Genomic DNA, 13,724 nt, shown 5'->3' on the forward strand with positions numbered 1-13,724 from the left:
TGGAGGGTGTGCGCATGAGTGCGCCGGCCGCACTGGCGCGCATGACCTGCGTGGAGGATCTGCGCCAGGTGGCCCGCGCGCGGGTGCCGCGCATGTTCTACGAGTACGTCGATTCGGGCTCCTGGCGCGAATCGACCTACCGCGCCAACGAGCGCGATTTCCAGCAATTGCTGCTGCGCCAGCGCGTGGCGCGGGACATCTCGCAGCGCACCGTCGCCACCACGATGCTCGGCCATCACGTGGCCATGCCGGTGGCGCTGGCGCCGACAGGCCTCACGGGCATGCAGCATGCCGACGGCGAGATCCTGGCTGCGCGCGCCGCACGCGACTTCGGCGTGCCCTTCACGCTTTCGACCATGAGCATCTGCTCGCTGGAGGACGTGGCCGCGAACACGGGGCGGCATCCCTTCTGGTTCCAGCTCTACGTGATGCGCGACCGTACGTTCATCGAGGCACTGATCGAGCGGGCGAGGGCGGCCAACTGCAGCGCGCTCCAGCTCACGCTCGACCTGCCGGTGATGGGGCAGCGCCATGCCGACATCCGCAACGGCCTGTCGGTACCGCCGCGGCCCACGTTGCGCAACCTGCTCGACCTCGCCCTGCGCACGCGCTGGTGCCTGGGCATGCTGGGCACGCGGCGGCGCAGCTTCGGCAACATCGTGGGCCATGTGAAGGGCGTGGACGACATGGCCTCGCTGGCCGCCTGGACCAACGCCCAGTTCGATCCCACGCTGTCGTGGGCGGACGTGGAATGGATCAAGCGCCGCTGGGGTGGGCCGCTGGTGCTCAAGGGCATCCTCGATGCGGAGGACGCGCGCCGGGCCGTGGACTGCGGCGCGGAGGCGATCGTGGTCTCCAACCATGGCGGCCGCCAGTTGGACGGGGCGCCCTCCGCCATCCGCGCGCTGCCCGCCATTGCCGATGCCGTAGGGCGGGAGACCGAGGTCTGGCTCGACAGCGGCGTGCGCAGCGGCCAGGACGTGCTCAAGGCCCGAGCCCTGGGTGCGCGCGGCACGATGATCGGCCGTGCCTTCCTCTACGGGCTGGGTGCCTTCGGCGAGGCGGGCGTCACGCGGGTGCTGCAGATCATCCGGCGCGAACTGGACCTGACCATGGCCTTCTGCGGCCGCACGCACATCGACGACGTGGATGGGTCGATCCTGCTCGCACCGCGGCGTGCCGGCCCTTGGGACTGAGGGCCGGCACGCCGGCGAGCAGGGGTCGGGTCAGAGCCCCAGCGTGTCGAACTGCGTGTAGATCTGCACCAGCCAGCCCTTGACGCGCTGACGCTCCAGCAGGCCCAGGGCCTCGGGGCCGGTCTTGTCGTTGACGGCCTTCCAGAAGCTCGTGTTGTTGGCGTCGATCTTGCGCATCGTCGCTTCCTGCAGGCGGGGCAGGGTGATGAACTGGGCGCCGTGCTCGCGGGCCTTGATCTGGGCGGGGGAGCCGTCCAGCGTCGAGAAGTCGCTGCCGCGGCCCTGGTTCTGCACCACCACATAGCGGGCGCGGGTGCCGTAGGTGTCGACCAGGCGCCCGAGCATGTCGGTGGAGTCGCGGCCATCGTCCATCACGTGCCAGAACACGACCGGAATCTCCAGTTCGTCGAACACGTCGAAGAGCTGCGACTCGGCGATCCAGCGGGCCAGCGGCGCCTGCGTCTGCGCGGCCAGGTCGACGATCACGCTGCGCTCGGGGTGCTCCTCGAAGCCGTTGACCACCGTGTCCAGGCCTTCGAAGCTGTCCACCGCCACCGGCGAGGCAAAGCCTTCGTAGAAGCGGGTGAAGGAGTTGTGCGACCGGTCGGTGTCGAAGCCGATGAAGGGCCGGCTGCGGTCGATGAAGTACTGGGCCAGCAGGCGCGAGGTGACGGACTTGCCGACGCCGCCTTTTTCGCCACCGATGAAGTTCAGGGTGCTCATGTGCAGGAGGGGAGGTGGTGGAGAAGTTGCGCGCCGCGCGGTGCGGAAGCCGGGTTTGCACGGGTTGCGCGGCGCATTCTAGAAAGCGACCTGTGTCGGTGGTGTGCAAATACGGCAGGCGCAAAGGGTCGGCGCGACGCCCGCGCTCAGCGCGGCACCATCGCCAGCAGCGGCCCCAGGTTGCCCATCAGCCAGTTCTGGCTGAAGTCCAGCGCGGCGCGGCGGTATTTCTCGTCGGCCTGGGCGGCCAGCAGATCGAGCCGCGCCACCACTTTCGACAGTTCGCGGTCCACCACCAGATTGCGGCCGCGTTCGCTGATCTCGGTGGACAGCAGCAGCGGCTGGCCGTCGGCCCCGGTGCGCGAGCTCAGCAGCCACAGCGAGATCTCGAAGTTGCGTGCGGCGCGGAAGGCGTTCTCGGCACTGATGCCATCGATCATGGTCTGCCGCCAGGTGTCGCCGTTGGCCTGCTTGAGCATGGCGGCCCAGCCGGTCACCAGCGCCGCCACGCGGTCGCCTGCGTAGGTCTCCGGCGGCGCGAAGGCCAGGCGCACGGCCTCGATGCCGGTGGCACCGCGCAGCCAGGGCAGCGGCGGGCCCTGGTCGATGGCCTGCCAGGTGCGGGCCACGGCGTCGTCGGCGCTGGTGGCCCATTTGCGCCATTCGCGCGGATTGCGGCGGTACAGCGACAGCTGCACCCGGCGCACCGATTCCAGGTTGTCCCGCAACGCGAGGTTGGCCACGCGGTTGGCGCCGGACTCCAGCCATTCGCCCTGGGTGTAGGGCTCGGCGCGCTTGGTGTCATGGAACATGCCGCAGCCGGCGAGCAGGGCGCAGGTGGCGATCAGGGAGCCGAACAGCAGGCGATGCGCGTGCGCGGGCACGAGGGAAGCGGACGGGGGAAGGCGCATTGGGCGCACGTTATCATCCTGCGCTTGCGCGGCGAGCCACGGGCTGCGCACTTTTTCCTTGAATATCAACATCTTGGCCTTGCTGCCCGTCTGCGGTGCGTCTCAACTCCATCAAGCTTTCCGGGTTCAAGTCCTTCGCTGAGCCGACCAACTTCATGCTCCCTGGCCAGCTGGTGGGCGTTGTGGGTCCCAACGGCTGCGGCAAGTCCAACATCATGGACGCGGTGCGCTGGGTGCTGGGCGAGTCGCGCGCCTCCGAGCTGCGCGGCGAGTCCATGCAGGACGTGATCTTCAACGGCACCACCAGCCGCAAGCAGGCCAGCCGGGCGAGCGTGGAGCTGGTGTTCGACAACGCCGACCATCGCGCCGGCGGCCAGTGGAGCCAGTTCACCGAGATTGCGGTCAAGCGCGTGCTCACGCGCGACGGCAACAGCAGCTACTTCATCAACAACCAGCCGGTGCGCCGACGCGACGTGCAGGACGTGTTCCTGGGCACCGGCCTGGGCCCGCGGGCCTACGCGATCATCGGCCAGGGGACGATCAGCCGGATCATCGAGTCCAAGCCCGAGGAGCTGCGCCTGTTCCTCGAAGAGGCCGCGGGCGTTTCCAAGTACAAGGAGCGCCGCCGCGAGACAGAGAACCGCCTGTCGGACACGCGCGAGAACCTGACCCGGGTCGAGGACATCCTGCGCGAGCTCAACGCCAACCTCGAGAAGCTGGAGAAGCAGGCCGAGGTGGCCGCGCGCTACAACCAGCTGCAGGCCGAGGCCACGCGCAAGCAGCACCAGCTGTGGTTCCTCAAGCGCGCCGACGCCGAGGCCGACCAACTGCGCGTGCAGGCCGAGGGCCGCCAGGCCGTCAACGACCTCGAATCGCGCATGGCCGACCTGCGCCACATCGAGGCCGAGCTGGAGACCATCCGCCAGGCCCACTACGGCGCCGGCGACCAGGTCAACCAGGCCCAGGGCAAGCTCTATGAGGCCAGCGCCGAGGTCGGCCGGCTGGAGGGCGAGATCCGCTACGTGGTCGAAGGCCGCCAGCGCGTTCAGCAGCGGCTGGCCCAGCTGGCCGAGCAGATCCAGCAATGGGACACCCGCCGCGCCGATGCCGAGGTCGAACTGGAGAACCTGGCCGGCGCCGGCATGGACGCCGAGGAGCAGGCTGCGATCCTGGCCGCGCAACTGGAAGAGCAGGAGGCCCGCCTGCCCGAGCTGGAAGACGCCCGCCAGCGCGCGCAGGAAACGGCCAACGGCCAGCGCGGTGCCGTGGTGCAGGTGCAGCAGCAGATCCAGGTGCTGGCCGCCGACCAGCGCAACATCGACGACCAGGTGCGCCAGCTCAGCCAGCGCAGCGACCGCCTGCGCGCCGACCGCCAGGCGCTGAACGCGCCCGATGAGGCCAAGCTGGAAGCGCTGCGCGAGGAATTCACCATGGCCGAAGAAGCGGCCAGCGAATCCGAGGCGCGCCTGATGGACCTGCAGGAACGCGTGCCGCAGCTGGACGACGACCGCCGCGCCCGCCAGCAGGCCGTCAACACCGAAGGCGCGCGCCAGGCCGAACTGTCGGCCCGGCTCGAGGCGCTGCGCGCCCTGCAGGAGAAGGTCAAGACCGACGGCAAGCTGCGCCCCTGGCTCGCCAAGCACGGCCTGGACGGCCTGCAAGGCCTGTGGAGCCGCCTGCATGTGGAGCCCGGCTGGGAGGCCGCGCTCGAAGCCGCGCTGCGTGACCGCATGGGCGCGCTGGAAATCTCGCGCCTGGAGATGGCCCGCGCCTTCGCCGCCGACGCGCCGCCGGCCAAGCTCAGCTTCTACACGCCGCCCTCGGCGCCGGCTGCTGCCAGTGCGGGCGCCATGCCCCGCCTGGCCGACCTGCTGCGCCTTCACGACGCCGGCCTGCAGTCGCTGATGGCCGACTGGCTGCACGGCTGCTTCACTGCCGCCAGCCTGGACGAGGCCCTGGCCGCCCGCGAGCGCCTGCAGCCCGGCGAGGCCATCTACGTGGCCGCCGGCCACGTCGTCACGCGCCACAGCGTCGGCCTCTATGCGCAGGACTCCGAGCAGTCCGGCTTGCTGGCCCGCCAGCAGGAAATGGAGAACCTGGAGCGCGAACTGCGCGCCCAGGCCCTGATCGCCGAAGAGGCCCGCACCGCCCTCGTGCGGGCCGAAAGCGCCTATGGCGAGGCAGCCGGCCGCCTGGTCGGCGCACGGCGCGAGGCCGACCAGACCCGCGCCCGCGCCCACGAATTGCAGGTCGAGACGCTGCGCCTGTCGCAGCAGGCCGAGCAGGCCCGCGCCCGCAGCGAGCAGCTCAATGCCGACCTGGGCGAGGTCGAGGCCCAGCTCGAAGAGTTGCAGGAGCGCCGCGTCGCCGCCGAGGCCCGCTTCGAGGAGCTGGACCTGCAGTTGGCCGACAGCCAGGAGCGCCATGCCGAGCTGGAAGAGCGGGTGATCGAGGCCAGCCGCAAGCTGGACGCCGCACGGGAGCAGCACCGCAGCCTGGAGCGGCAGGTGCAGGAATCCACCTTCTCGCAGCGCACGCTGGAGGCGCGCCGCGCCGAACTCGGCCGCGCCATCGACACTGCCCGCCAGCAGACCGTGGCCCTGGCCGACGAGCGCGAGCGGGCCGAGGGCGAACTGGCCCGCCTGTCCGACGCCGCTGCCCAGGCCGGCCTGCAGGACGCGCTCAACCTCAAGGCCGAGCGCGAGGCCGCGCTGGGCGCCATGCGCAGCCAGTACGACGACCTGACGCAAAAGCTGCGCGCCAGCGACGAGCGGCGGCTGCAGATCGAGCGCGCGCTCGACCCGCTGCGCCAGCGCATCACCGAAATGCAGCTCAAGGAGCAGGCCGCCCGCCTGGGCCTGGAGCAGTACGAGCAGTTGCTGGCCGACGCCCAGGCCGACCGCGAGGCCATCGCCGCCTCCATCGAGGCCGACAAGGTGCGCCTGACCGGCCTGCAAGGCGAGATCGACCGGCTGCACCGCGAGGTGGCCGGCCTGGGCGCCGTCAACCTGGCGGCGCTGGACGAGCTGACCAGCGCCCGCGAGCGCAAGACCTTCCTCGACGCCCAGTCGGCCGACCTGAACGAGGCCATCACCACGCTGGAAGACGCGATCCGGAAGATCGACGGCGAGACGCGCGAGTTGCTGGGCGGCACCTTCAATACCGTCAACGAGCACTTCAGCCGCATGTTCCCGGAGCTGTTCGGCGGCGGCAATGCGCGGCTGATCATGACCGGCGACGAGATTCTGGACGCCGGCGTGCAGGTCATGGCCCAGCCGCCCGGCAAGAAGAACCAGACCATCCACCTGCTCTCGGGCGGCGAGAAGGCGCTGACGGCCATCGCGCTGGTGTTCGCCATCTTCCAGCTCAACCCTGCGCCCTTCTGCCTGCTGGACGAGGTGGACGCGCCGCTGGACGACGCCAACACCGAGCGCTACGCCCGGCTGGTGTCGGCCATGAGCCGCGGCACGCAGTTCCTCTTCATCAGCCACAACAAGATTGCCATGGAGATGGCGCAGCAGCTGATCGGCGTGACCATGCAGGAGCAGGGCGTCTCGCGCATCGTGGCGGTGGACATGGAATCCGCCGCCGGCATGGCCGAAGTCGGCTGACGCGCCGGACCGTCCGCGCGCATTACAACAAGAACACGGAAGAGCAATCCCAATGAGCAATCTCACGATCGCCGTGGCCATCGCCGGCGGCCTGGTGCTGGCGGCCCTGATCGCCTACAACACCTGGACGCTGCGCCGCAACGCCCCGCGCCAGCCCGAAGGCGACGGCCCGCATTCCGGCCTCGCGCCGCTCGATGGGGCGCAGGGCGGCCCGGACGATCCGGTGCTGCATGCCGACCCGAACGACGTGCATTCGGCTGATCGGCACGAGCCGCTGTTCGACCCCGACCTGCCGCCGCCCACCGGCCAGCCCGGTGCCGCCGCGTTGCTGGGCAGCCGCCGCGGCGGGCTCGATCCGCTGATCGACGTGATCGCCCCGGTGGCGCTGGAAGGCCTGGTCTCCGGTGCCGCCGTGCTGGCGGCCACGCCGGCCACCCGCCGCGCGGGCAGCAAGCCCATCGCCGTCGAGGGGCTGCGCGATGGCGCCGCCGAATGGGAGCCGCCCGTCGCCAGCGCCCGCTACCGCGCGCTGCAGATCGGCGTGCAGCTGGCCAACCGCACCGGCGCCCTGAACGAGATCGAGTATTCGGAATTCGTCGTCAAGGCCCAGGCCTTCGCCGACGCGCTCAATGGCGCGCCCGAGTTCCCCGAGATGCTGGACGAGGTCGCCCGTGCCCGCGAGCTGGACCAGTTCGCCAGCGCGCACGATGCGCAGCTGGCCTTCGTTCTTCGGGCGCGGCACGCCGCCTGGAGCCCTGGCTACGTGCAGCAGAATGCCGCGCGCCTGGGCTTCGTGCCCGGCATGCTGCCCGGGCGCATGGTGCTGCCCAATACCGATGCCGGCGCGCCGCCGGTGCTCGGCCTGGTCTTCGACACCCAGGCCGCGCTGGCCGACGACCCGGCCCAGTCCGCCATCCGCGAGCTGATGCTGAGCCTGGACGTGCCGCAGGTGGACCGAGCCCTGGAACCCTTCGCCCGCATGCGCGAGATCGCCGAGGCGCTGGCCCGGGAGATGGACGGCGTGGTCACCGACAGCGACGGCCAGCCCCTGCGCACCGAGACGCTGGACGCCATCGGGCAGGATCTGGAACAGCTCTACGACACGTTGGACGGCCGCGAGCTGTCCGCCGGCTCGGCGCTGGCGCGCCGGCTGTTCTCCTGATCCGCGCTGCTACCGCACACCGACCGCGATGACCGACACCGTTCCCGCAGCGGTGGCCCAGGAGGCCGCCGAGCTGCGCATTGCCCTCAACCATCACGCGCACCAGTACTACGTGCTGGACGCGCCGCAGATCCCGGACGCCGAATACGACCGTCTGTTCCGCCGCCTGTCCGAGCTGGAAGAGGCGCATCCCGCGCTGCGCACGCCCGATTCGCCCACCCAGCGCGTGGGCGGCGCGGTGCTGCCTTTCTTTGCCAAGGTGCGGCACCAGGTGCCGATGCTGTCCATCCGCACCGAGACCGACATCGAGGCCACCGGCGCCGAAGCCTTCGACGCCCGCGTGCGCCGCGAGCTGGGCCTGGCCGCCGATGCGCCGGCCATCGAATACGTGGCCGAACTCAAGTTCGACGGCCTGGCCATCAACCTGCGCTACGAGAACGGCACGCTGGTCCAGGCCGCCACCCGCGGCGACGGCGAGGTGGGCGAGGACGTGACGCAGAACATCCGCACCATCGGTCAGATTCCGTTGACGCTGCCGAAGGACGCGCCACCGGTGCTGGAGGTGCGCGGCGAGGTCTACATGAAGCGGGCCGACTTCGATCGCCTCAACGAGCGCCAGCGCCAGAAGATCGAGGCCGGCCAGAAGAACGAGAAGACCTACGTCAACCCCCGCAATGCCGCGGCCGGCGCGGTGCGCCAGCTCGACCCGGCCATCGCGCGGCAGCGGCCGCTGTCCTTCTTCGCCTACGGCTGGGGCGAGGTCACACCGGTGGAGCAGGGCGGCCCCGACTTCGGCACCCAGTACCAGGCGCTGCTGACGCTGCGCTCCTGGGGCTTTCCGGTGTCGGACCGCACACAGGTCTGCAACGGCCCGCAGGAGCTGGCCGAGTTCCACCGCCAGGTCGGCGCGCTGCGCGACCAGCTGCCCTTCGACATCGACGGCGTGGTCTACAAGGTGAACAGCCTGGCGCTGCAGCGGCAGCTGGGCTTCGTCTCGCGCGAGCCGCGCTGGGCCGTGGCCCACAAGTACCCGGCGCAGGAGCAGATGACGCGCATGCTGGACATCGACGTGCAGGTCGGCCGCACCGGCAAGCTGACGCCGGTGGCGCGGCTGGACCCGGTGTTCGTCGGCGGCACCACCGTCTCCAACGCCACGCTGCACAACCTGTTCGAGCTGCGCCGCAAGGAACTGCGCGTGGGGGACATGGTGGTCATCCGCCGCGCGGGCGATGTGATTCCCGAGGTGGTCGGCCGCGTGCCGCCGGCCGGTGTGGCGACGGCGCGCGCCGAAGGCACGGCCAGCGAGGCGGCCATCGACCAGGCGGTGGGCGAAGGCGAGAGCCACCGCCTGCCGCCGCGCGACCCTTACGTGCCCAACTTCCGCATGCCGCGGGCGTGCCCCATCTGCGGCAGCGCGGTGGTGCGGGAGAAGGGCGAGGTCAACCACCGCTGCTCGGGCGGCCTCTTCTGCGGGGCACAGCGCAAGCAGGCGATCCTGCATTACGCGCAGCGCCGCGCCGTGGACATCGAGGGCCTGGGCGAGAAGTTGGTCGACCAACTGGTGGACGCGGGCATCGTCAAGACGCTGCCCGACCTCTACCGCATCGGCCTGACGGCGCTGGCGGCGCTGGACCGCATGGCCGAGAAGTCCGCCCAGAACGTGCTGGAAGGGCTGGAGGCGTCCAAGACGACCACACTGCCGCGCTTTTTGTACGGCCTGGGCATCCGGCACGTGGGTGAGACCACGGCCAAGGACCTGGCCCGCCACTTCGGCCGACTCGACGGCATCATGGACGCGAGCGTGGAGCAGCTGCTGGAGGTCAATGACGTCGGCCCGATCGTGGCCGAGGCCATCCACACCTTCTTCGACCAGCCCCACAACCGCGAGGTGATCGAGCAACTGCGGGCCTGTGGCGTGCAGTGGCCGGAGGGCGATCCTGCCCCGCGCGCGGCGCTCCCGCTGGCGGGCAAGACCTTCGTCATCACAGGCACGCTGCCTACGCTCTCGCGCGAGGACGCGAAGGAAAAACTCGAGGCGGCAGGGGCCAAGGTGGCGGGCTCGGTCAGCAAGAAGACGCACTACGTGGTGGCCGGCGAGGCCGCCGGCAGCAAGCTCGACAAGGCTCGCGAGCTGGGCGTCGAGGTGCTCGACGAGGCGGGGATGCTGGCGCTGCTGGCAGCGGGCTGAAGCCGCCGACTGCACTGACGACGCGCTGACTCTTACCGCGTGTTACGCCCCGGTGGGGACCCTGGCGTCGGCACCCGCGCTCCAACCGCGTTGAACATCCAGGGCTGCGGCCCGGAGGACAAACGATGACGATGAATTTCAGACGTGGCGGGGCCGGCGCGCTGGCGCTCGGTGCAGCAATCCTTCTGGGCGGCTGCGCAGCCTATGAAGAGCCGGGTTACGCATATCCGGGTTATTCGACGTATCCGCAGGCGACTTATCCGGCCTATCCCGCGCAGCCCTATTACGGGCAACCGGCCGTCGTCCCTGGCGGTTACGTGGGCGTCGATGTGTACCGGGAGCCGGCGCCGCGGTATTGGGATCGCCGGCCGGTAACGCCCTATCCCTATCCCCCGGCGTACGGGCGCCCGGGCTGGAACGACCGCGACAGGGACCATGACCGGGGTCGGGGCTGGCGCGGTGCACCGCCCCAGGCGCAGCTGCCCGGCGCCGTGCCGGTGGTGCCACCTCGCGGGCCCGGTGCCGGCCGACCGGGTGGCCCGCAGGTCGTTCCCTTCGGTGACCCCCGTGTGGGCACCGGCACGATCATTCCGCCGCCCAAGCAGGACTCGGGCAACACGCCCTGAGCGGGGGCTTGCATCGGCCGCGTCCTGCCGTGTGGCGCGGCCACAATCGGCGGATGACGATCCGCGAAATCCTGAAGATGGGCGATCCCCGGTTGCTGCGCATTGCACAACCCGTTGGCGCCTTCGACACCGACGAGTTGCACCTGCTGGTGCGCGACATGTTCGAGACCATGCATGCCGTCAACGGCGCCGGCCTGGCGGCCCCGCAGATCGGGGTGGACCTGCAACTGGTGATCTTCGGCACCGACCGCCCCAATCCCCGTTATCCCGAGGCGCCAGTCGTCCCCCGTACCGTGCTGCTCAATCCCGTGATCGAGCCACTCGGCGACGAAGAGGAAGAGGGCTGGGAGGGCTGCCTGTCCGTGCCGGGCCTGCGCGGCGTGGTACCGCGCTGGCAGCGCATCCGCTACAGCGGCTTCGATCCCTACGGCGATCCCATCGACCGCGTGGCCGAGGGCTTCCATGCCCGGGTGGTCCAGCATGAATGCGACCACCTGATCGGCAAGCTCTACCCGATGCGCGTACGGGACTTCAGCCGCTTCGGCTTCACCGCGGTGCTGTTCCCCGGACTTGACGCGGCCGACGACGATTGAGTCGTGCGGCCCGGCCGCTCAGTTGAAGCGGCCTCCGGCGCCGATGCGGCCGCCGCCGATCATGGCGATGGCCAGCGCCGCCACCAGGAACATGCCCTGCAGTTCCAGCGCCCAGCCCCCGGTGCCGTTGAACTTGCCCAGGTCGCCCATGTGCACCAGCCAGATCGCCACCACCATGTTGATGGCCACCACGAGCGCCGCGGGCCGGGTGAAGAAGCCGACGATCAGCAGCGCCGGCGCGACGATCTCGCCCACGAAGACCAGGTAGGCCAGCACCGAGGGCACGCCGTGCGAGGCCAGCATGTGGCCGATGCCGTCCACCCCCTTGGGCAGCTTGGCGATGCCGTGCAGCAGGATCAGGATGCCGAGCGTGGCGCGCAGGAGGAACTTGCCGATGTCGTCGGTACGGTTCATGGAGGCGGGGGAGGAAGAAGCTGAGGAAAAAGATGGCCGCAGAGGCCGCGAGCGCGCGATGTTAGCGGCGCGCGTCACCGTGCCACGTGGTCAGGGCCGCACGACTTCCAGCAGCCGGTCCAGCCCGCCTTCGTCGATCGCCACCATGGCCTGCTCGCGAACCTTCGGCTTGGCATGGAAGGCCACCGACAGGCCGGCCTCGCCCATCATCGGCAGGTCGTTGGCGCCGTCGCCCACGGCGATGGTCTGCGCGGGCGAAAGGCGCAGCAGCGAGGCCACTTCCAGCAGCGTACGGCGCTTCTCGGCGCCGTCGCAGATGTCGCCCCAGTCCTGCGCACGCACACGGCCCGTGAGCCGGCCGCCGTCTTCCTCCAGCAGGTTGGAGCGTGCGAAGTCGATGCCCAGCCGGGCCTTCACGCGGTCAGCGAAGAAGGTGAAGCCGCCCGACACCAGCAGCACCTTCAGTCCTGCCTCGCGGCAGGCGCCCACCAGCTCGGGCGCACCGGGCGACAGGCGCAGCCGCTGGTCGTAGACCTCCTGCAGCGCACCCACTGGCACGCCTTCGAGCAGGGCGACGCGGCGGCGCAGGCTTTCCTTGAAATCCTTGATTTCGCCGCGCATAGTGGCCTCGGTGATGGCCGCGACCTCCGCCTTCTTGCCCACCGCATCCGCGATCTCGTCGATGCACTCGATGGTGATCAGCGTCGAGTCCATGTCGAAGGCGATCAGGCCGAAGTCGGCCAGCCTCAGCGGCCCGGGGATGTGCCGGACGACAAGGCCTGGCGAGATGGATGGCGTGGGAACGGCGACAGTCATGGCGTCGATTTTCTCATCGCGATCCGTGGGCGCTGGGTCGGCGTCGCAACGGGCTTCGACGGGCCTCGCCGCGATGCTGCATGACGTGGCGGTTTACTGCGGCACCAATCCCGCTGCCTTCACCAGCTGTGCGTGCAGCTTGATGTCGGCGGCGATGATGCGCTGCAGCTCCTCGGGCGAGCTGGGGGCGACCTCGATGCCGTTGGTGGCCAGCTTGGCCTTGAGGTCTGCATCCAGTGCGGCACGCACGGCTGCGTTGAGCTGGTCGATGATGGGCTTGGGCGTGCGAGCCGGCGCCAGGATGCCCACCCAGGCCGAGAGGTTCAGGTCGGGGATGCCGCTTTCGGCCATGGTCGGCACATTGGGCAGCACGGGCGAGCGCTGCGGGCTCAGCACACCCAGTGCGAACAGCTTGCCCGCCTGCACGTGCGGCAGGGCTTCGGGCATGACGGCGAACATGCCGTCCACGCTGCCGGCCAGCGTGTCGTTGATGGCGGGCGCGCCACCCTTGTAGGGCACGTGGAGCATCTTCGCGCCGGTGCGGGTCTCGAACATGAGCGCACCTAGGTGCTGGGGGCTGCCGTCGCCCGACGACGCGTAGGTGAGCTTGCCCGGCTCCGCCCTGGCTGCGGCGAGGAATGCCGCGACCGTCGGGTACTTGGCCTTGTCCTTCACGATCAGCACCATGGGCTGGTTCACCAGACGCGAGATCGGCGCAAAGTCGGCCTCGGGGTCGTAGGGCAGGGTTTTGAAGACGCTCTTGTTGGTCGTGAGGAAAGAGGCGGGAGAGACGGTGAGCGTGTAGCCGTCCGGCGCCGCGCGGGCCACCGCGGGCATGCCGATCTGCCCCGACGCGCCGGCGCGGTTGTCGACGACGAAGGGCTGGCCGAGCGCCGCGCCGAGCTTCTGGCTCAGCTCGCGCGCGATCATGTCCGCACTGCCACCGGCGGGCAGGCCCACGATGACCTTGACCGGGCGCTCGGGGTACCTGGCCTGCGCGAACGCCCGGCCGCTGGCGGCCAGCGTCCCCAGTGCGCCCGTGAACATCAGGGCTTGTCGTCGGGTGTGCATCGCTTCTCTCTCCGTTGTATTTTGGAACGATGAGTTTTAGCAAGCCCTGTGCCGATGCCCGCTGCGGGCCAACTCATGGCGCATGGGGTGCAAGGCCGTCAGAGCAGGTCGGCCTGGCGAAGTATTACGTCTATAGAATCGGTAACACTTTCCTGAAGGAGCTCTCCATGCCCACCACGCTCACCGTCAAAGGTCAGGTCACCATCCCCAAGCAAGTGCGCGACGCCCTGGGTCTCACGCCGGGCACTGCGGTGGATTTCGCCATCAACCGCGATGGCCAGGTGGTGCTGCAGAAGGCGGAAGCCAGCCGGGGCACGGCAGCGCGCCGGGCCGACCGTTTCGAGGCTGCCCGGGGCAAAGCCGACGTGAAGTGGCGCACCAAGGACCTGATGGCCTTGCTGAGGGGCTGATCG

At 70.0% G+C, this 13,724-nt stretch carries 12 protein-coding genes; 7 read left to right on the forward strand and 5 right to left on the reverse strand.

Translation table 11 applies throughout. From position 1 onward, the window contains the following. The first annotated feature begins 14 nt into the window (after positions 1-14). Positions 15-1,196 carry an alpha-hydroxy acid oxidase gene (locus tag DFR41_RS24960; protein ID WP_043112869.1) on the forward strand — a complete coding sequence of 394 codons (1,182 nt, stop codon included), beginning with the start codon at positions 15-17 and terminating at the stop codon, positions 1,194-1,196. Positions 1,197-1,226: 30 nt separating this feature from the next. Here DFR41_RS24960 and DFR41_RS24965 read toward each other — a convergent pair whose 3' ends face one another. After that, positions 1,227-1,919 (reverse strand): P-loop NTPase family protein, encoded by a 693-nt coding sequence (locus DFR41_RS24965; RefSeq protein WP_114804726.1) that lies wholly within the window; start codon positions 1,917-1,919, stop codon positions 1,227-1,229. Between the two features lie 146 nt (positions 1,920-2,065). After that, on the reverse strand, positions 2,066-2,830 hold the full coding sequence (locus tag DFR41_RS24970; RefSeq protein WP_043112866.1) for a hypothetical protein: 765 nt from the start codon (positions 2,828-2,830) through the stop codon (positions 2,066-2,068). A gap of 95 nt (positions 2,831-2,925) precedes the next feature. On the opposite strand from DFR41_RS24970, the gene smc reads away from it, so the two are divergent. From smc to def, 5 genes are all read left to right on the forward strand, one after another. Beyond that, on the forward strand, positions 2,926-6,441 hold the full coding sequence (gene smc, locus DFR41_RS24975) for a chromosome segregation protein SMC (RefSeq protein WP_114804727.1): 3,516 nt from the start codon (positions 2,926-2,928) through the stop codon (positions 6,439-6,441). Between the two features lie 52 nt (positions 6,442-6,493). Continuing rightward, on the forward strand, positions 6,494-7,603 hold the full coding sequence (locus DFR41_RS24980) for a cell division protein ZipA C-terminal FtsZ-binding domain-containing protein (protein WP_114804728.1): 1,110 nt from the start codon (positions 6,494-6,496) through the stop codon (positions 7,601-7,603). A gap of 28 nt (positions 7,604-7,631) precedes the next feature. Next, positions 7,632-9,791 (forward strand): NAD-dependent DNA ligase LigA, encoded by a 2,160-nt coding sequence (gene ligA / locus DFR41_RS24985; protein WP_114804729.1) that lies wholly within the window; start codon positions 7,632-7,634, stop codon positions 9,789-9,791. Positions 9,792-9,922: 131 nt separating this feature from the next. Continuing rightward, the gene (locus tag DFR41_RS27555) at positions 9,923-10,417 is read left to right on the forward strand and encodes a hypothetical protein (protein ID WP_147284430.1); all 495 of its coding nucleotides are present in this window, start codon (positions 9,923-9,925) and stop codon (positions 10,415-10,417) included. Between the two features lie 53 nt (positions 10,418-10,470). After that, on the forward strand, positions 10,471-11,010 hold the full coding sequence (def, locus tag DFR41_RS24990) for a peptide deformylase (RefSeq protein WP_114804730.1): 540 nt from the start codon (positions 10,471-10,473) through the stop codon (positions 11,008-11,010). 18 nt (positions 11,011-11,028) lie between these two features. Here the strand turns inward: def and DFR41_RS24995 are convergent, their stop codons facing one another. From DFR41_RS24995 to DFR41_RS25005, 3 genes are all read right to left on the reverse strand, one after another. After that, on the reverse strand, positions 11,029-11,424 hold the full coding sequence (locus DFR41_RS24995; RefSeq protein WP_114804731.1) for a DoxX family protein: 396 nt from the start codon (positions 11,422-11,424) through the stop codon (positions 11,029-11,031). A gap of 90 nt (positions 11,425-11,514) precedes the next feature. Continuing rightward, the gene (serB, locus tag DFR41_RS25000) at positions 11,515-12,240 is read right to left on the reverse strand and encodes a phosphoserine phosphatase SerB (protein ID WP_114804732.1); all 726 of its coding nucleotides are present in this window, start codon (positions 12,238-12,240) and stop codon (positions 11,515-11,517) included. A 93-nt stretch (positions 12,241-12,333) separates the two neighbouring features. Further along, a complete protein-coding gene (locus DFR41_RS25005) occupies positions 12,334-13,311 on the reverse strand; it encodes a Bug family tripartite tricarboxylate transporter substrate binding protein (RefSeq protein WP_043112863.1) in 978 nt (325 codons plus the stop codon). A 167-nt stretch (positions 13,312-13,478) separates the two neighbouring features. On the opposite strand from DFR41_RS25005, the gene DFR41_RS25010 reads away from it, so the two are divergent. After that, complete coding sequence (locus tag DFR41_RS25010; protein WP_017762341.1) at positions 13,479-13,721, forward strand: AbrB/MazE/SpoVT family DNA-binding domain-containing protein; 243 nt, start codon at positions 13,479-13,481, stop codon at positions 13,719-13,721. Positions 13,722-13,724 lie beyond the last annotated feature (3 nt).

This window comes from Pseudacidovorax intermedius (genome assembly GCF_003350475.1).
Taxonomy (GTDB): Bacteria; Pseudomonadota; Gammaproteobacteria; order Burkholderiales; family Burkholderiaceae_C; genus Xenophilus; species Xenophilus intermedius.